Origin of the sequence: Massilia aerilata (genome assembly GCF_042656905.1) — a bacterium.
GTDB classification, from domain to species: Bacteria; Pseudomonadota; Gammaproteobacteria; order Burkholderiales; family Burkholderiaceae_D; genus Telluria; species Telluria aerilata.
On the sequence record NZ_JBHSMZ010000001.1, the window covers coordinates 203,501 to 221,418 of the forward strand.

18 protein-coding genes are annotated in these 17,918 nt (G+C 67.0%); 12 read left to right on the forward strand and 6 right to left on the reverse strand.

The window, feature by feature from the left end:
- Positions 1-41 precede the first annotated feature (41 nt).
- The 9 genes from queE to ACFPO9_RS00895 all read left to right on the forward strand — a co-directional run bounded on the left by queE (position 42) and on the right by ACFPO9_RS00895 (position 8,068).
- Complete coding sequence (queE, locus tag ACFPO9_RS00855) at positions 42-677, forward strand: 7-carboxy-7-deazaguanine synthase (RefSeq protein ID WP_379765635.1); 636 nt, start codon at positions 42-44, stop codon at positions 675-677.
- A gap of 17 nt (positions 678-694) precedes the next feature.
- Entirely contained in the window at positions 695-1,153 is a 459-nt protein-coding gene (gene queD, locus ACFPO9_RS00860; protein ID WP_379765638.1) for a 6-carboxytetrahydropterin synthase QueD, read from the forward strand.
- Between the two features lie 52 nt (positions 1,154-1,205).
- Positions 1,206-1,661, forward strand: a complete 456-nt coding sequence (tadA, locus tag ACFPO9_RS00865; RefSeq protein ID WP_379767568.1) for a tRNA adenosine(34) deaminase TadA — start codon at positions 1,206-1,208, stop codon at positions 1,659-1,661.
- A gap of 146 nt (positions 1,662-1,807) precedes the next feature.
- Positions 1,808-2,731 carry an alpha/beta fold hydrolase gene (locus tag ACFPO9_RS00870; RefSeq protein ID WP_379765641.1) on the forward strand — a complete coding sequence of 308 codons (924 nt, stop codon included), beginning with the start codon at positions 1,808-1,810 and terminating at the stop codon, positions 2,729-2,731.
- Positions 2,728-3,645 carry a muramoyltetrapeptide carboxypeptidase gene (gene ldcA, locus ACFPO9_RS00875; RefSeq protein WP_379765644.1) on the forward strand — a complete coding sequence of 306 codons (918 nt, stop codon included), beginning with the start codon at positions 2,728-2,730 and terminating at the stop codon, positions 3,643-3,645. Before ACFPO9_RS00870 ends, ldcA begins: the two co-directional genes overlap by 4 nt.
- Before the next feature lie 91 nt (positions 3,646-3,736).
- Positions 3,737-5,338, forward strand: coding sequence for an ABC-F family ATPase (locus ACFPO9_RS00880; protein ID WP_379765647.1), 1,602 nt, complete (start codon positions 3,737-3,739; stop codon positions 5,336-5,338).
- 104 nt (positions 5,339-5,442) lie between these two features.
- The gene (gene nadA, locus ACFPO9_RS00885) at positions 5,443-6,579 is read left to right on the forward strand and encodes a quinolinate synthase NadA (RefSeq protein ID WP_379765650.1); all 1,137 of its coding nucleotides are present in this window, start codon (positions 5,443-5,445) and stop codon (positions 6,577-6,579) included.
- On the forward strand, positions 6,576-7,451 hold the full coding sequence (gene nadC / locus ACFPO9_RS00890; RefSeq protein WP_379765653.1) for a carboxylating nicotinate-nucleotide diphosphorylase: 876 nt from the start codon (positions 6,576-6,578) through the stop codon (positions 7,449-7,451). The genes nadA and nadC overlap by 4 nt, the downstream gene beginning before the upstream one ends.
- A gap of 5 nt (positions 7,452-7,456) precedes the next feature.
- Positions 7,457-8,068: an NUDIX hydrolase gene (locus ACFPO9_RS00895; protein WP_379765656.1), complete on the forward strand. Its 612-nt coding sequence runs from the start codon at positions 7,457-7,459 to the stop codon at positions 8,066-8,068.
- A gap of 9 nt (positions 8,069-8,077) precedes the next feature.
- Here the strand turns inward: ACFPO9_RS00895 and ACFPO9_RS00900 are convergent, their stop codons facing one another.
- From ACFPO9_RS00900 to ACFPO9_RS00925, 6 genes are all read right to left on the reverse strand, one after another.
- Complete coding sequence (locus tag ACFPO9_RS00900; RefSeq protein ID WP_379765658.1) at positions 8,078-9,094, reverse strand: alpha/beta fold hydrolase; 1,017 nt, start codon at positions 9,092-9,094, stop codon at positions 8,078-8,080.
- Positions 9,091-10,008, reverse strand: coding sequence for an NAD-dependent protein deacetylase (locus ACFPO9_RS00905; RefSeq protein ID WP_379765661.1), 918 nt, complete (start codon positions 10,006-10,008; stop codon positions 9,091-9,093). Before ACFPO9_RS00905 ends, ACFPO9_RS00900 begins: the two co-directional genes overlap by 4 nt.
- A gap of 79 nt (positions 10,009-10,087) precedes the next feature.
- Entirely contained in the window at positions 10,088-10,987 is a 900-nt protein-coding gene (locus ACFPO9_RS00910; protein WP_379765664.1) for a DMT family transporter, read from the reverse strand.
- Positions 10,987-12,615, reverse strand: a complete 1,629-nt coding sequence (gene nadB, locus ACFPO9_RS00915) for an L-aspartate oxidase (RefSeq protein WP_379765667.1) — start codon at positions 12,613-12,615, stop codon at positions 10,987-10,989. The genes ACFPO9_RS00910 and nadB overlap by 1 nt, the downstream gene beginning before the upstream one ends.
- A 158-nt stretch (positions 12,616-12,773) precedes the next feature.
- On the reverse strand, positions 12,774-13,931 hold the full coding sequence (locus ACFPO9_RS00920) for a glycosyltransferase family 4 protein (protein ID WP_379765670.1): 1,158 nt from the start codon (positions 13,929-13,931) through the stop codon (positions 12,774-12,776).
- Between the two features lie 11 nt (positions 13,932-13,942).
- Positions 13,943-15,223, reverse strand: a complete 1,281-nt coding sequence (locus tag ACFPO9_RS00925; RefSeq protein WP_379765673.1) for a glycosyltransferase — start codon at positions 15,221-15,223, stop codon at positions 13,943-13,945.
- 151 nt (positions 15,224-15,374) lie between these two features.
- Between ACFPO9_RS00925 and ACFPO9_RS00930 the strand changes: the two genes are divergently transcribed.
- The 3 genes from ACFPO9_RS00930 (at position 15,375) to ACFPO9_RS00940 (ending at position 17,910) form a co-directional block, all read left to right on the forward strand.
- Complete coding sequence (locus ACFPO9_RS00930) at positions 15,375-15,905, forward strand: pyridoxamine 5'-phosphate oxidase family protein (RefSeq protein ID WP_379765677.1); 531 nt, start codon at positions 15,375-15,377, stop codon at positions 15,903-15,905.
- Between the two features lie 80 nt (positions 15,906-15,985).
- Positions 15,986-16,615, forward strand: a complete 630-nt coding sequence (pnuC, locus tag ACFPO9_RS00935) for a nicotinamide riboside transporter PnuC (protein ID WP_379765680.1) — start codon at positions 15,986-15,988, stop codon at positions 16,613-16,615.
- The gene (locus ACFPO9_RS00940; RefSeq protein ID WP_379765683.1) at positions 16,612-17,910 is read left to right on the forward strand and encodes a Xaa-Pro dipeptidase; all 1,299 of its coding nucleotides are present in this window, start codon (positions 16,612-16,614) and stop codon (positions 17,908-17,910) included. The genes pnuC and ACFPO9_RS00940 overlap by 4 nt, the downstream gene beginning before the upstream one ends.
- Positions 17,911-17,918: the final 8 nt, after the last annotated feature.

Genomic DNA, 17,918 nt, shown 5'->3' on the forward strand with positions numbered 1-17,918 from the left:
TATAATGGAAGGTTGACGAGAGGCTTAACCGGACTTTTACCGTGACTTACAGCATCAAAGAGATTTTTTATACCCTGCAGGGCGAGGGCGCCCACGCCGGCCGGCCGGCGGTGTTCTGCCGCTTTTCCGGCTGCAACCTGTGGACCGGACGCGAAAGCGACCGCGCGAATGCCATCTGCCAGTTCTGCGATACCGATTTCGTCGGTACGGACGGCGAGCGCGGCGGCAAGTTCAAGGACGCCGGGGCCCTGGCCGCCGAAATCAACGGCCTGTGGCCGGCCACCCACACTGCCAGCAAGTATGTCGTGTTCACCGGCGGCGAGCCGCTGCTGCAGCTGGACAAGCCGCTGATCGATGCCATGCATGCCTGTGGTTTCACCATCGCAATCGAGACCAACGGCACGCTGCCGGTGCCGGAAGGCGTCGACTGGATCTGCGTCAGCCCGAAGATGGGCTCCAAGCTCGTGGTCGGCAAAGGCAACGAGATCAAGGTCGTGATCCCGCAGCTCGGCCAGGACCTGTCCGTCTACGAAGGCCTGGACTTCGAGAACTTCTACGTCCAGCCGATGGACGGTCCGCTGGCGGCCCGGAACACGAAGCTCGCGATCGAGACCTGCCGCCGCAATCCCAAGTGGAAGCTGAGCATCCAGACCCACAAACTCCTGCAAATCCCCTGAGCGCCTAGCGCAACCCTATGCTGACCATTACCCGCAAGCTGGAATTCGATGCCGGCCATCGCATTCCCGACCATAAAAGCCAGTGCCGCAACCTGCACGGCCACCGCTACACCCTGGAAATCACCCTGACCGGCGCCGTGATCGACACCGAAGGCAGTTCCGACAACGGCATGATCATGGACTTTTCCGACATCAAGTCGCTCGCCAAGGAACACCTGGTCGACGTCTGGGACCATGCCTTCCTGGTCTACGAAAAGGACGACAAGGTGCGCGAGTTCCTGTCCAGCCTGCCGGGCCACAAGACCGTGATCATCGACCGCATCCCGACCGTCGAGAACCTGGCCCAGGTCGCCTGGAACATCCTGAAGGCGGCCTATACCGACCGCTACGGCACCGGCCTGCGCCTGCAGAAGCTGGTGCTGCACGAGACCCCGAACTGCTGGGCCGAGATCACCGATGCCCGCGCATCTTCCTGATCCTTCGCTGCCCGAGCCGGTGAGCCTGGAACGCGACGGCGACGGCGCGTACATGGCGCTCGCCCTGCGCGAGGCGCGCAAGGCCTGGGAGGCCGGCGAGGTGCCGGTCGGCGCCGTGGTGGTCAAGGATGGCGAGATCGTCGCCGCCGGCTTCAACCAGCCGATCGGCCGCCACGACCCGACCGCCCACGCCGAAATCGTCGCCCTGCGCGCGGCCGCCGAAAAGCTCGGCAACTACCGGCTGCCGGGCTGCGAGCTCTACGTGACGCTGGAACCCTGCGCCATGTGCTCGGGCGCGATGATGCATGCGCGTCTGGCGCGCGTGGTCTACGCCGCCACCGATCCCAAGACCGGGGTCTGCGGCTCCGTGCTCGACCTGTTCGCGCGCGAGGAGCTGAATCACCACACCGAAGTCGTCGGCGGGGTACTGGCGGAAGAGGCCGGCGCCATGCTGAAGGGCTTCTTTGCCGAGCGCCGCGCGGCGCGCAAGAACACGCTCGTCCCGTAACGCACCCGGACGGGCGAAAATGGTATGCTGGTTTCACGCCGTCTGCATAGCGGCGCGGAGACCCCGCGTGGACCAATCGCCCATCACCCAGCACCCCTTCCGTTTTCTCTCGGCCCGGCGCCGATACCGATGCAGGTGTTGCCGCCATGCCTAGCCTGAACGCGAACGGCATCCGCATCGCCTTCGATACCGCCGGCGACCCGAAAGCCGTGCCACTGCTGCTGATTTCCGGCCTCGGCCTGCAATTGACCGCCTGGCCGGACGAATTCGTCGAGGGTCTCGTCGAGCTCGGCTTTTACGTGATCCGTTACGATCATCGCGACACGGGTCTGTCCACCAAATTCGAGCACGCCGGCACGCCGAGCCTGGGCCTGGCCTGGCTGAAGTCGCTGGTGCGCTGGCCGATCCGCCCGCCCTACACGCTGGAAGACATGGCCGACGACGCCGTCGGCGTCCTGTCCGCCCTCGGGGTGGCGCGCGCCCATGTGGTCGGGATGTCGATGGGCGGCATGATCGGCCAGCTGATGGCCTCCAAATACCCGTCGCGGGTGCTGAGCCTGACCTCCATCATGTCCAGCAGCGGCCGCCGCGGCCTGCCGGGCCCAGGCCCCGAGGTCAAGCGCGCACTGCTGCGCCGCCCGAAAACCGCGGATGCCGACGCCATGATCGAACACGGCGTGCGCCTGTGGCAGGCGATCGGCAGCCCGACCTATCCGACCCCGGAAAAGCAGCTGCGCCGGCGCGTCGCGCGTGCGCTGCGCCGCAACTGCTGCCCTGGCGGCGTGGTGCGCCAGGCCCTGGCCGTGGCCGCCTGTGGCGACCGCACGCCGCAGCTGCGCACCATCGTCGCGCCGACCCTGGTGATCCACGGCGCCGCCGATCCGATGGTGCCGCTGGCCTGCGGCGAAGCCACCGCCCAGGCCATCCCGAACGCGCGCCTGGAAGTCATCGAAGGGATGGGCCACGACCTGCCGATCCAGTTGCTGGAGAGACTGCTTGCCTTGATCGACGCCCATGCGCACGGTAAGATGACGCCGGACTCTACACCACGGCTTTTCGTCAAACAGTGATCACTCAGAAAATTGGCATCGCGCTGGTCGCCCCGGGCGGCTATGCGGCCGAGCCGGAAGCGGTAACGCGCGGCATTGCCCGCCTCGAAGCCCAGGGCATCCTGGTCCATAACTACTACGAGCACGACAAACGCTACCTGCGCTTCGGCGGCACGGACGAGGCGCGCCTGGCCCAGCTGAACGCGGCCGCAGCCGATCCGGACGTGCAGATCGTGGTCGCCCTGCGCGGCCAGTACGGCATGACGCGCCTGATGCCGCACATCGACTTCGACCGCATGGCGGACAGCGGCAAGCTGTTCGTCGGCTTCTCGGACATCACCGACTTCCACATGGGCCTGTACGCCCGGCGCGGCGCGATCAGCTACGCCGGCCCGATGTTCGCCGGCGACTTCGGCGCCGCCGAGCCGGTCGATTTCACGCTGGACAATTTCTGGACCTGCTTGAAGGGCCCGACCCATACCGTGACAGGGCAGGGCGCCGGCAAGCCGGCGCTGGACCTGGCCGGCACGGTCTGGGGTGGCAACCTGGCGATGATCGTCTCGCTGCTCGGCACGCCGTGGTTCCCGCGCATTGCCGGCGGCATCCTCTTCCTCGAAGACATCGCCGAGCATCCCTACCGGGTCGAACGCATGCTGCTGCAGTTGATGCAGGCCGGCGTGCTGGCGGACCAGCGGGCCATCGTGCTGGGCGATTTCTCGGGCTACCGCCTTTCTCCGGCCGACAATGGCTACGACTTCGACGAAATGCTGGCCTATCTGCGCGCGACCCTGCCTTGCCCCATCCTGACGGGGCTGGAATTCGGGCATATCCAGCGGCGGGTGACGATTCCGTTCGGCGCGCAGGGGCGGCTGGTGTCGGCTGACGGCGCGTGGAAACTGACGCTGTCGGATTACCCGACGCTTCAGCGGGGCTGATTTCGCCGTTGGCGGCCTGCGGGTCCCACCGGGGCTTCTCCTCAGTGGTAAAATGCGCGGTTAATCGAAAACCCCCGCAGGAAGGTTCCCAGTGCTCAGTACAGCCAACATCACGATGCAGTTCGGCGCCAAGCCGCTCTTCGAAAACATCTCCGTCAAATTCGGCGACGGCAACCGTTACGGCCTCATCGGCGCCAACGGTTGCGGCAAGTCGACCTTCATGAAGATCCTCGGCGGCGACCTCGAGCCGTCGGGCGGCAACGTCTCGCTCGACCCGGGCGAGCGTCTCGGCAAGCTGCGCCAGGACCAGTTCGCCTACGAAGACGTGCGCGTACTCGACGTGGTCATGATGGGCCACACCGAACTGTGGAACGCGATCGCCGAACGCGACGCCATCTACGCGAACCCGGAAGCGACCGACGACGACTACATGAAAGCCGCCGAGCTCGAAGGCAAGGTCGCCGAATACGACGGCTACTCGGCCGAAGCGCGCGCCGGCGAACTGCTGCTGGGCCTCGGCATCGGCACCGATTTGCACCAGGGCCCGATGAGCGCCGTGGCGCCGGGCTGGAAGCTGCGCGTGCTGCTGGCCCAGGCCCTGTTCTCGGACCCGGACATCCTGCTGCTGGACGAGCCCACCAACAACCTGGACATCCACACGATTTCCTGGCTGGCGGACATGCTCAACCAGCGCAACTCGACGATGATCATCATCTCGCACGATCGCCACTTCCTGAACTCGGTCTGCACCCACGTCGCCGACATGGACTACGGCACCCTGAAGGTCTATCCGGGCAACTACGACGACTACATGGAAGCCTCGACCCAGGCTAGGAACCAGCAGCTGGCGAACAACGCCAAGGCCAAGGAAAAAGTGGCCGAGCTGCAGGAATTCGTGCGTCGCTTCTCGGCCAACAAGTCGAAGGCCCGCCAGGCGACCTCGCGCGCCAAGCAGATCGACAAGATCAAGATCGAGGAATTCAAGCCGTCCTCGCGCGCCTATCCCTTCGTGCGCTTCGAAGGCGAGAAGAAGCTGCACCGCCTGGCCGTCGAGACCGAAGGCCTGTCGAAGTCCTACGACCGCACGCTGTTCAAGAACTTCTCGATCATGGTCGAGGCCGGCGAACGCGTCGCGATCATCGGCGCCAACGGCGCGGGTAAAACCACGCTGCTGCGCTGCATCGGCGGCCACGAGATCACCGGCCTCGACGCCGACACCGGCCGCATCAAGTGGGCCGAGAACGCGAATCCGGGCTACATGCCGCAGGACCCGACCGAGGAATTCGCGACCGACCTGAACCTGACCGACTGGATGGGCAACTGGACCCAGGAAGGCGACGACGACCAGGCCGTGCGCTCGATCCTCGGCCGCCTGCTGTTCGGCGGCGACGAAGTCAAGAAATCGGTGCGCGTGCTGTCCGGCGGCGAGAAGGGCCGCATGATGTACGGCAAGCTGATGCTGGGCCGCCACAACGTGCTGATGCTGGATGAGCCGACCAACCACATGGACATGGAATCGATCGAATCGCTGAACGTGGCGCTGGATAAATACGCCGGCACCCTGATCTTCGTTTCGCACGACCGCGAATTCGTGTCCTCGCTGGCGACCCGCATTCTCGAAGTGAAGGAAGACGGCGTGGTCGACTTCCAGGGCAATTACGAGGATTACCTGAAGAGCCAGGGTCTCGAATAATATTCGTGATCCGGACGTAAAAATAACGTGGGCACGGGGTGCCCACCCTACGCGTTGTCGGTAGGGTGGGCACCCCGTGCCCACGAAACCATGGTGACATTGACATGAATACCATTGCTCCAATCAAGACCTTCGAATACGACCGCCCCGTAGGCGGCGTCTGCTCGACCTCGGAAGCCTGGGCGCGCGTGCCGTCGCCTGTCGAGGCCGCCGAAAAGGAAGCCCTGAAAGACCGCATCCGGCGTCTGCTGAAGGAAAAGGAAGCGGTGCTGGTGGCCCACTACTACGTGGACGCCGACCTGCAGGACCTGGCCGAGGAAACCGGCGGCTGCGTCTCGGACTCGCTGGAAATGGCGCGCTTCGGCCGCGATCATCCCGCTAAAACCCTGGTCGTCGCCGGCGTGCGCTTCATGGGCGAGACCGCCAAGATCCTCAGCCCCGAAAAAACCATCCTGATGCCGGACCTGGACGCGACCTGCTCGCTGGACCTGGGCTGTCCGGCCGACGAGTTCGCCGCCTTCTGCGACCAGCATACGGACCGCACCGTGGTGGTCTATGCGAACACGTCCGCCGCCGTCAAGGCGCGCGCCGACTGGATGGTGACCTCGTCGATCGGCCTGGACATCGTCGAATACCTGCACAAGCAGGGCAAGAAGATCCTGTGGGCGCCCGACCGCCACCTGGGTTCGTATATCCAGAAGAAGACCGGCGCCGACATGCTGCTGTGGCAGGGTTCCTGCCTGGTGCACGACGAATTCAAGGGCATCGAACTCGACCTGCTGCGCGCCCAGTATCCCGACGCAAAAGTGCTGGTTCACCCTGAATCGCCTGCCAACGTCGTCGAACAGGCGGACGCCGTCGGCTCGACCACCCAGCTGATCGACGCCGCCCGCACCATGGACGCGACGACCTTCATCGTCGCCACCGACAACGGCATCCTGCACAAGATGCGCGCCGCGGCGCCGGGCAAGCACTTCATCGATGCGCCGACCGCCGGCAATAGCGCCACCTGCAAGAGCTGCGCGCACTGCCCGTGGATGGCGATGAACGGCTTGCAGAACCTCGCGGACGTCCTCGAAAAAGGCAATAACGAGATCCACGTCGATCCGGAAGTCGGCAGGCAGGCCAGGCGCGCCATCGACCGCATGCTCGACTTCGCCGCCGCCAAGAAAGCCAAGGCCCTGCCGACCGGTTCGCTGGAGCAGGAAAGCAAACTGTTCTCCGGAATCGGACCCGCATGAGTAACTTGAAGAACCCATTCGCCCAGGAAGGCAAGCTCGACGCCAAGCTCCAGGCCGCCTTCGAGCAGAACCTGCTGGCTGCGCTGCTGGAAGACGTCGGCAGCGGCGACCTGACCGGCAAGCTGGTGCCGGAAGCGCCGCGCGCGCAAGCCCGCGTGATCGTCCGCGAGCAAGCCGTACTGTGCGGCGCGCCCTGGTTCGAGGGCGTGATGCTGGCTGTCGACCAGGACATAGCGATCGACTGGAAGTATGCCGAAGGCGACACGATGGCTGCGGATAGCGTGGTTTGCACGATGGAAGGCTCGCCGCGCTCGCTGCTGACGGCCGAACGCGCGGCGCTGAACTTCCTGCAACTGCTGTCCGGCGTCGCATCGAGCACGCGCAAGTACGTGGACGTGGTGGCAGGCACCCGCGCCAAAATCCTGGACACCCGCAAGACCCTTCCGGGCCTGCGCCAGGCGCAGAAGTACGCGGTGCGCGTGGGCGGCGGCGCCAACCAGCGCATGGCGCTGTACGACGGCATCCTGATCAAGGAAAACCATATCGCGGCGGCCGGCGGCATCACCGCGGCGCTGAACGCCGCGGCTGCGCTGCACGCCGGCGTGACGATCCAGGTCGAGGTGGAGTCGATTGCCGAGCTGGAAGAGGCGCTGGCGGCCGGCGCCGGGTCGGTGTTGCTGGACAACTTCGACCTCGACATGATGCGCGAAGCAGTGCGCATCAACGGCGGCCGCGCGCTGCTCGAGGCTTCCGGCGGCATCAACATGCAGACCGTGCGGGCGATTGCCGAGACCGGCGTCGACCGTATCTCGATCGGCAGCCTGACCAAAGATGTGCGGGCGACCGATTATTCGCTGAGGATCGTCGGCTGAACGGCGTGATTCACCATCCCTGCCGCAAGGATGATGGCGAGCTCGTCATCATCCACCGGCCCAGCTCGCCCACGCCCTCGGCGCACTGGGCCGAACCGGGCGCATTGGCGACGGCCGTGCCGGTCTGCCCGATGCCGGGCAGCCTGAACGGACTCGCACTGGCCCCTTCGCCGGGCGCGCCGGGCGCGGGAGACGCCGTCGACGAGCCGCCTTTCCGCCTGCCACCCGGCATGAAAGCCGCAGCGGGGGCGGTGGTGATCGAGGATGATGGCCGGGTCTGGCTGGTGTCGCCAACCAACGCCTACGGCGGCTATTCGACGACCTTCCCAAAAGGCCGGGTCGACCCGGGCGGCACGCTGCGGCATACGGCCATCCGCGAGGTCTACGAGGAATCGGGCCTGATCGTGCGCCTGGAAGCCTTCCTGATCGACGTGGCGCGCACCCAGACCTATACCCGCTATTACATCGCGAAACGCATTGGCGGCTGCCCGTCGGCGATGGGCTGGGAGACCCAGGCTGTGCACCTGGTCCCGGCCGCCCGTCTGGAAGAGCTCGCCGTGCATCCGAACGACACCGCCATCATCCTCGCCGCCCGCGCCTGGCCGGCGGCGCGCTGAGCCTTCGCCTCAGACCCCGCTCTCGCTGGCCCGCGCCAGCGCCTCCGCCTGCGGCGTACGCGGGTACAGGTGCTCTCCAACCTTCGACGCGATCGAATCGATCGCCGCCAGCACCTGGTCCGGGTGCGCATAATGCGTCATGTGGCCGACGCCCGGCTGCAGTTGCAGCTCGCTGTCCGGGATCCGTTCGTTCAGGCGCTCGGCGTTGTGGCTGAAATCGACGATCTTGTCCTGGGTCCCGGCGACGATGACCGCAGGCACCTTGAGTTCCGGATAGCGCTTGGCCAGCGACATCGCCGCCGGCACCATCAGCGCGCTCTCGGCCGCGCTGGCGCGCAGTTGGCTCGGGCGCAGGGCCATCCAGGGCGGCATGGCGCGGAAGGCGTCCGCCACCGGCATCGGCGAAAACACCCGTTTCGTCAGCGGCCGCCACATCATGCGGGTCAGCAGCGGCGACACCGTGAAGCGCATCAAATCGCCGATCACCGGAATCGCGGGGCCGGAGCCCAGTGGCGCATCGAGGCGCAGGCTCGGATAGTAATAGCCGGACAGCAGCACCAGGCCACGCACGAAATCCGGCGCCTCCAGCGCCATCGAGAGTGCGACCAGCGTGCCCCAGGAATGGCCCAGCACGATGGCGGACTCGACATCCAGCGCCTGCAGTGCATGGCGCAGCAGCCGCGCCTGGGCTTGCGGCGTCCAGACCTTGCTGCGCGGACGCTCGCTGTAACCGAAGCCCGGGCGGTCGAAGGCGATCACGCGGTAGTGTTCGGCGGCGCGGTCCAGCAGGCCGCTGTGCTCGAAATCGTTGGCCAGCACGCCATTCCCGTGCAGCAGGACCAGTACCGGGCCTTCGCCCTTTTCGAGATAGTGCAGGCGCACGCCGTCGACCGTCACGAAGCGTCCCTGGGGCGGATTCTCGGCCTCGGCCTGCTTCGTTTTTGCGCGCACGTAGAAAAAGGATGCGGCCAGGCCCAGCCCGGCCGCAAGGGCGCCGGCTTGCCAGCCTTTGATCTTGTTCGTCACAATGTTCCCCCGTCGAGTTGAATGGATGGTGTGTTTTTCTTGTCTCCAGAGCGGGTCCGTTCGAGCAGCTCGAGCACGAGGGGCAGGAGCCGTTCACTGGATTCTTCGATTTTGATGTCGAGCAGGTCGTCGGCGCGCGTGCGGCCGAGATTGATGGCGGCGATCGGCTTGCCGCTGGCCCGGGCCATGCGGCAGAAGCGGAAACCCGAATACACCATCAGCGAGGACCCGACCACCAGCAGCGCATCGGCGCGCGCCATCTGGTCGAGGGCGATGGCGGTGCGTGCCGGCGGGACGTTGTCGCCGAAAAAGACCACGTTCGGCATCAGGGTGCCGGCGCAGCAGACGCAGTGCGGCAGGCGGAAGTCCGCCAGTTCGGCCGGCTCGACCGAGGCGTCGCCGTCCGGCAAGGGCGTCGCCTCGGCGTGCAGCAGGTGCGGATTGGCGTCGGCCAACTGCCCTTGGACGAAGGCGCGTGGGAACAGCGCCGAGCAGTCCAGGCAGACCACCGAATGGATATTGCCGTGCAGCTCGAGCACGCTGTGGCTGCCGGCCTGGCCATGCAGGCCGTCGACGTTCTGGGTGAGCACCGAACCGATGTTGCCGATCTTTTCCAGGCCGGCGATGGCGAAATGGCCGGGATTCGGCCGCGCTTTCGACAGCACCGGCCAGCCGATCATGCTGCGCGCCCAGTAGCGCTTCCGGACCTGCTCGTACTTGCGGAAATCCGGGCCGTGGATGGGCGGGCGGCCGCGGCGGGCGCCGTCGCGGTCGCGATAATCGGGAATGCCGGAGGCGGTGGACAGGCCGGCGCCCGTCAGCACCAGCGCGCGCGGGTGGCGGTCCAGGAATTCAGCCAGCTGCACCGCGCGGTCATGGCCCGCGTGGTCGTGGACACTCAAACCGTCTGCCATTGTGGTGTTTCCTCGTTGGGCTTCTTCCCTCGAGATCGTAACACCTTGCTGCCAGGCTGGTCGCGCAGGAGAGCCGGCGTCAACGCCGGCTGGACACGACGATGCCGCCCACGATCAGGGCGAAGGCCAGCCCGTGATAGGCATGCGGCAATTCGCCGAGGAAGGCCGACGAGAGCAGCGCCGCAAACAAGGGCGTCAGGTTGACGAAGAAGGCGCCGATGCCGGGCCCGGCGCGGCGGATGCCGGCGCCCCACAGCGCATAGGCCAGCACGGCCGGCCCGGTGGCGACGAAAACCAGCGCTGCCGCCAGCCTGCCGCTCCAGGCGATGGCCGGCGCGCCCAGCGACCATTCGACGCCCGTGAACAAGCCGGACCACAACAGCCCATACGCCACCTGGACCGCCAGGAAGGCCGCCCAGTCGGCGCGCAGCTCGGGCTTGTCCTGCGGCTGCAGCAGCATCCAGCTGTAGAAGGACCAGGCGATGGTCGCCAGGATCATGTAGAGGTCACCCGCCACCAGGCGCAGCCCCAGCAGCTGGTGCAGGTCGCCGCGGCACAGCACCACCAGCACCCCGAGAATCGACAGCACCGCGCCCGCCACCTGCCGGCGCCGCACCGGCACGCCGAAGAATACCCGGCCGACCAGCATCATCCACACCGGCATGCCGGACGCGACCAGGGTCACGTTGATCGGCGTCGAGGTTTGCAAGGCCAGATACTGGAAGGAGTTGTACAGGCCGATGCCGGCCAGGCCCAGCAGCGCGTAGCGGCGCCAGTTGGCGAGTGCGCCGCTACCTGGGCGGAAGGCGGCGCCGGCCATAGGCAGCAGGATCAGCAGGGCGATCAGCCAGCGCAGCAGGTTCAGCGTCATCGGCGGCACGGCTTCGCGCACCAGGCGGCCGACGATGGCGTTGCCGGCCCAGAGCAGGGGCGGAACGGTCAGGAGGATGATCGTCGACGGCGAAAGCTTCTGGTTCATCAGCGCCGGCGAGGCGTCAACACACTAGGCAGCGCCTTCGGCAAGGTATCCGGATAATCCCGCGAATAATGCAGTCCGCGGCTCTCGTGACGCGACAGCGCGCTCTTGACGATCAGCGCCGCCACCTCGACCAGGTTGCGCAACTCCAGCAAGTCGTTGGTGACGCGGAAATTGCGGTAATACTCGTCGATCTCCTCCTTCAGCAGGCGGATGCGGTGATGCGCGCGCTCCAGGCGCTTGGTGGTGCGCACGATCCCGACATAATTCCACATGAAGCGGCGCAATTCGTCCCAGTTGTGGGCAATGACGACCTCTTCGTCGGCATTCGTGACCCGGCTTTCGTCCCAGGCGGGGAGCGCCGGCAACTCCGCGGACGGCGCCGCGGCGATCTGGTGCGCGCAGGCGCGGCCGACCACCAGGCATTCCAGCAGCGAATTGCTCGCGAGACGGTTCGCGCCGTGCAAGCCGGTATAGGCCGTTTCGCCCACCGCGTACAGGCCAGGGATATCGGTGCGGCCGGCCAGGTCGGTGACGACGCCGCCGCAGGTGAAGTGCACGGCCGGCACCACCGGGATCGGTAGCCTGGTGATGTCGATGCCCAGCTCCAGGCAGCGCGCGTAGATGGTCGGGAAGTGCTCCTGGATGAACTCGGCCGGCTGGTGCGAGATGTCCAGGTGGACGTAATCCAGGCCGCGCTTCTTCATCTCGAAGTCGATGGCGCGCGCCACCACGTCGCGCGGGGCCAGTTCGCCGCGCTCGTCGTGGGCCGGCATGAAGCGGGTGCCGGCGGCCGTGCCGGCTTCCGGCGGCAGTTTCAGCAGGCCGCCTTCACCGCGCACCGCTTCGCTGATCAGGAAAGACTTCGCATACGGGTGGTAGAGGCAGGTCGGGTGGAACTGGATGAACTCCATGTTCGACACCCGGCAGCCGGCGCGCCAGGCCATCGCGATGCCGTCGCCGGTCGCGGTGTCCGGGTTGGTCGTGTACAGGTAGACCTTGCCGGCGCCGCCGGTGGCCAGGACCGTGTGTTCGGCTTCGAAGGTCAGCACCTTGCCGCTCTTTTCGTCCTGTACGTAGAGGCCGTAGCAGCGCGGCTGGCCGACCAGGCTCGGCGCGCCGCTGTGGACCCCGGTCGCGCCCAGCTTGTCGGAGGTAATGACGTCGATCGCGCAATGGTGCTCGAACAGCGCGATGTTCGGGTGCGCACGCACCTTCTGTTCCAGCGTCACCTGCACCGCATGGCCGGTGGCGTCCGCGGCATGGATGATGCGGCGCTGGCTGTGGCCGCCTTCGCGGGTCAGGTGAAAGCCGAGTTCCGCGGTTTCGTCGCGGGTAAACGGCACGCCTTGCTCGATCAGCCATTCGATGGCTTCGCGGCCATGCTCGACGATGAAGCGGGTGGCCGCTTCGTCGCACAGGCCGGCGCCGGCCACCAGGGTGTCGGCGATGTGCTGGTCATGGCTGTCGCCGGAGTCGAGGACGGCGGCGATGCCGCCCTGCGCCCAGTTGCTGGCGCCGTCGAGCAGTTCGCGTTTGGAGATGATGGCGACCTTGCGGGTCTGCGCCAGGTGGAGGGCGACCGACAGGCCGGCCAGCCCGCTGCCGACGATAACGACATCGTATTTCATAGTGGTGGGGGCCTTGCGAACCTGCTGCGCGTCGCATTTGCGGTCTGCGATGCTCGCGACGGTTCTCAAGGCCCCTGCGAATTTGTAAAGAGGCATCACTATAGTCGATTTGCTCGGGAATTGTTGGCGCGCCATCGGCCATTAATTAACGTGATGCGTCACGATTTACCCAGCAGCTTTTCATACATGCGCCGATAGCGCGCCGCCGTCAGCTCCCAGCTGCGCCGCGTACGCATGAATTCACACGCGGCCTTGCCCAGCGCATCGGTACGCCAGGGTTCGGCAAGCAGCGCCTCGATCGTCTTCACCAGTGCGGCGCGGTTCCCCGCTTCGAACAGGATGCCGCTGTGACCGTGTACCACTAGCTCCCGATGACACGGCAGGTCCGACGCGACCACCGCGCAGCCCTGCGCCATCGCATTCAGCAAGTGGCGGGACGGTTCGAAGGATGGCCGGCGTCCCAGGCCCGGAAAGATGGCAATGTCCGCGCGCGGCAGGACGTCGGCGGCCCGCCGGTACGACAGCGGCCCCGCGAATACGACATGCCCGCGCAGCGGGGACTGGCCCAGCCGCCGTTCGAAGCGCACTTCCTCGGGGCCGCCGGCGGCAACCAGCAGCCGCAGCGAAGGATGCCGCCGCCGCAGCTGGACCAATGCCGCCAGCAGCAGATCGAGCCCATCGTCCGGCGCCAGTCCGCCGGCGTACGCAAGCAGGGGCGCGCCGAGCAGGTCCGGCATCCTGGCGCTGGCCAGCCGGCCGGCGCTGAAGTCCGGCGCCGGCGGAATCACGGCGATGGTTCGCCCGACCAGCCCATCGGCACGCAGCGCGGCGCGGACCTGGGCGGTGCCGGCCGCAATCGCCTGGGCGGCGCCAAGCGCCCAGCGCTCCGCACGGGCAAAGGGAAAAGCCGGCGCTGCCTGCCCGCGCCGCTCGGCTTCCACCACCAGGGGAATCTTCGCCAGCCGCGCCACCGGCCATGCGGCGACCGCGTTCGCACTCGGCAGATGCACGTGGATCAGGTCCGGCCGGGTCAGCCTCGTTACCTGCCGCAGACGCAGCGCCAGCGCCGCCGTCGACATGGCCGCGCCAAGGCGCGAGGCGGGCTCGGCGTGGCCGAGGAAAGGCAGCCGCCGTGACACCGGCGTGCGGTAGAAGTGCCAGCCTTCACTGGAAGCATCCCCAGCCGGCTGTCCCGGCCCGGTCAGATGCACGGTCTGCACGCCCTGCATGCGCAAACCCTGCAGCAGCGCCTGTGTGCGCCGGCTATAGTCGCTGCGCCGCGGCGCGGAATGGTCGAGCAGGTGGAGAACGCGCATGCGGGGTCCGCTCAAGCCTCGCGCCTGGGCGGCTCCGGCGCTTCGGCGCCGCTCAGCGCATCGTAGACGGCAAGATAGTCGCGCGCCATCGCCGGCATGCTGTGCCTCGCGATCACCTGGCTGCGGGCGCGTGCGCCATGGCGCGCCGCCATTTCCGGAATGCGGCAATAGTCCGACACCGCCGCCGCCAGCAGTTCCACCGAGAGCGGCGGCACCAGGATGCCGGTAAAGCCCGCATGCACCAGCTCCTTGTTGCAGCCGACCGCCGTCGCCACCACCGGCAGGCCGCTGGCCATCGCTTCCAGGATCGCGTTCGAGCGGTCTTCCTGCAATGAGGGCAGCACGAACAGGTCCATTGCGCGCAGCAGCTGGGCGGTGTCGCCGCGGGCGCCGGGCAGCCAGGCGCGGGGACCGGCGCCCGCGCGGTTCAGCATCGCCTGGCATTCGGCGCGGGCCGGACCGTCGCCGATCAGCATCAGGCGCAGGCGCTGGTGGGCGGGATGGGGAGAAGCGATCAGGCGCAGGAAGGCGTCGACCAGGGTCGCGTGACCGGCGCCGTCATCCATGCGGCCGAGGCTGCCGATGACGAATACGCCATCGTGCATGAAGCCGGCCGGGCCCACCGCGGCGGCCGGCCCCAGGCGGGGATGGAACTGCACGCTGTCGACCCCATTCGGTATTTGCGAGACGCGCGCCGGCTCGGCGCCGATAGCCTCGACCAGCCAATGCTCGAGTTCGCTGCTGTCGGCGATGAAGTGGTCGACCAGCGGGCACAGCAGACGCCGCAGCAGCCGGTCGCGCACGCCGATGCGCCCCCGGCCGGCCAGTCCGCGCCCGTGCTCGGCATGCACGCGCAACCCGACGCCGGCCAGTGCCGCGACCAGCTGGGCCGGCAGGCCGGAACAATTGCGGGTGTGGATCAGGTCGGGCCGCAGGGTGCGCAGTACGCGGTAGAGCCGCAGCCAGGGCAGCCGGCCTTCATCACGCTGGTGCAGGTTGAGGACGTCCACGCCATGCTCGCGCAGGCCGGCTTCGTAGTCGCCCTGGTCGCGCAGGCAGACGATGGTATGCCGGTAGCGTTCGTCCGGCAGGTGGCGGATCAGGTTCAGGAGATCCATGTCCAGGTTGGCGCTGGCCAGCGACTCGACCAGATGTAGCACCAGCCTGCTTCGTGCCTGGGCGACGCCGCTTGCCGCCCCGGCCAGCCCCGCGTGGTCCACGGCCGGCGGATGCTGCGCGCCCATCCCGGCCAGGTCCGGAAACGACTGTGCATGGCGGTGGATGGGGTTCATTCGGCATGGACTCCGGCGCTAAACCGACATTATATTTCCGGGCTATCGTGCGGTTTTCGCGCTTGCTGGCATCGTTGATGGGTCTCAAGAAAGCTGTGCTTCGATGGTTCGCCGCCGCACCGACCCGGATTCTTGCGGTCGCTAAGATGCCATGGAATTCCATCTCCATGAGGACAATCCGATGAGCACCCACCACGCCGCCGAAGTGGCCAAACTGGCCGAGAAAGTCAAGCACGTACGCTTCCCGATGTTCACCTGGCAGGACCCGCACGGCCACCTGCTGAGCCAGCCGATGACCCAGCAGCAGGTCGACGACGAGGGCGGGATCTGGTTCTATACCTCGACCCTGACCGCGCTGTGGGAGTGCATCGCCCACCGCCCGCAGGTCAACCTCGGTTTTGCCGACAATGACAACAGCCTCTATGTTTCCGTCAGCGGCACCGCCGAGCGCGTGGTCGACCGCGAGCGCATCCGCGCCATGTGGAACACCGCCGTGCAGGCCTGGTTCCCGGCCGGTCCCGAGGACGAGCATGTGGTGCTGATCCGCGTCGATCCGCACTCCGCCGAATACTGGGACTCGAACGACAGCAAGATGGTGCGCATCTTCGCCATGGCCAAGGCCGCCATCACCGGCGACAAGCCGGATCTCGACAGCGAGCACAAGACGATCCGCCTGGAGTGAACAGTCCATAAAAGCGTTCCTCTCTTGCAATAGTCCCACCTGCTGACGTACAGTACACGCTTCTTTTCACAGGAGCGGGAATGGACCAGGCAGGGCAGGGGTTGGCGAGCATGTATGCGGCGCTGGCCGCAACCGCACCGCTGGAACTGGCGGCCAACGTCTTTACGGCGGCCGCCATCGTCCTCGCCGGACGGAATAACGTCCACACCTGGTGGACCGGCATCGCCGGCACCGCGCTGTTCGGCCTCCTGTTCGCCCAGAACCGGCTGTACGCGGACGTCGCGCTGCAGGTGTTCTTCGTCGTCACCGGCATCGTCGGCTGGTGGAAGTGGCTGCGCGGCCGGCATGGCGAACCGCTGCCCGTCACCCACGCCGGCGCCGGCAGCCTGCTGTGGATCCTGCCGCTCGGCCTGGGCGCCACCGCCGCCTACGGCGCCATGCTGCACCACTTCACGAACGCCTACGCGCCTTTCATCGACTCCGCCGTGCTCGTTTTCAGCATCATCGGCCAGCTGCTGATGATGCAGCGCCGGGTCGAGAACTGGGGTTTCTGGCTGCTGGTGAACACGATCGCCACACCGCTGTACTTCAGCCGCGGGCTGCACCTGACCGCCGTCCTGTATGCAGGCTTCTGGATCAACGCCCTCGTTTCCTGGCGCAACTGGCACAAGCTGGCCGCGCCCCCATCCCTCGAGAACATCCGCCCATGAAACTGAAAGCAATCGCAGCCACCCTGGCCGTGCTCGGCATTGCCGCCTCCGTCCACGCCGCGTCGAACGAGCATATCGTCGCCGTCCGCGCCGGCAAGCTGGTCGACGTGGTGGCCGGCAAGGTGCTGGACAAGCAGACCATCCTGATCCAGGGCGAGCGCATCGCCGCGGTCGGGCCGAGCGCCAGCCTGAGCGTGCCGGCCGGCGCCGAAGTGGTCGACCTGTCGGGCGCCACCGTGCTGCCCGGCCTGATCGACGCCCATACGCACCTGACCGGCAACCCGAACCAGCACGGCTATGCCTCGCTGGGCGTGTCCGATATCCGCGCGGCGATGTACGGCGCCCATGCGGCCCAGGTGACCCTGAACGCCGGCTTCACCACGGTGCGCAACGTCGGCGCCAGCGGCTTCGGCGACATCGCCCTGCGCGACGCCATCAACGAGGGCGAGCTGCAAGGCCCGCGCATGCGCGTGGCCGGCTACGCACTGGGCATCCAGGGCGGCCACTGCGACAACAACCTGCTGCCGCACGATTTCCATTACATCGAAAACGGCGTGGCCGACGGCCCGTGGGCGGCGCGCGCCAAGGTGCGCGAGATGGCGAAATATGGCGCCGACACCATCAAGATCTGCGCCTCCGGTGGCGTGCTGTCGAAGGGCGACGAGCCCGGCGCCCAGCAGTTCACGCTGGAGGAAATGAAGGCCATCGTCGAAGAAGCGCACAAGCTGGGCCGCCGCGTGGCCGCGCACGCCCACGGCGCCAGCAGCATCCGCGATGCCATCCTGGCCGGCGTCGATTCGGTCGAGCACGCGAGCCTGGTCGACGACGAAGGCATCCGCCTGGCGCGCGAGAAGGGCACGTATTTTGTGATGGACATCTACAACGACGACTACATCCTGCAGGAAGGCGCCAGGGCCGGCATGCTGCAGGAATCGCTGGACAAGGAACGCGCGCTCGGCCAGCTCCAGCGCGACAACTTCCGCAAAGCCTTCAAGGCCGGCGTCAAGATGGCCTTCGGCACCGACGCCGGCGTCTACCCGCACGGCGACAACGCGCGCCAGTTCCATTACATGGTCCAATACGGCATGAGCCCGATGCAGGCGATCCAGGCCGCGACCATCAACGCCGCCGACCTGCTGGGCTGGAAGGACCGCATCGGCTCGGTCTCGACGGGCAAGTATGCGGACCTGATCGCCGTCGACGGCGATCCGCTGAAGGATCCGGCCGAGCTGACCCGCGTGAAGTTCGTGATGAAGGGCGGGGCGGTGGTCAAAGGCGCGTCGGCTGGCCGCTGAGTCCGGAG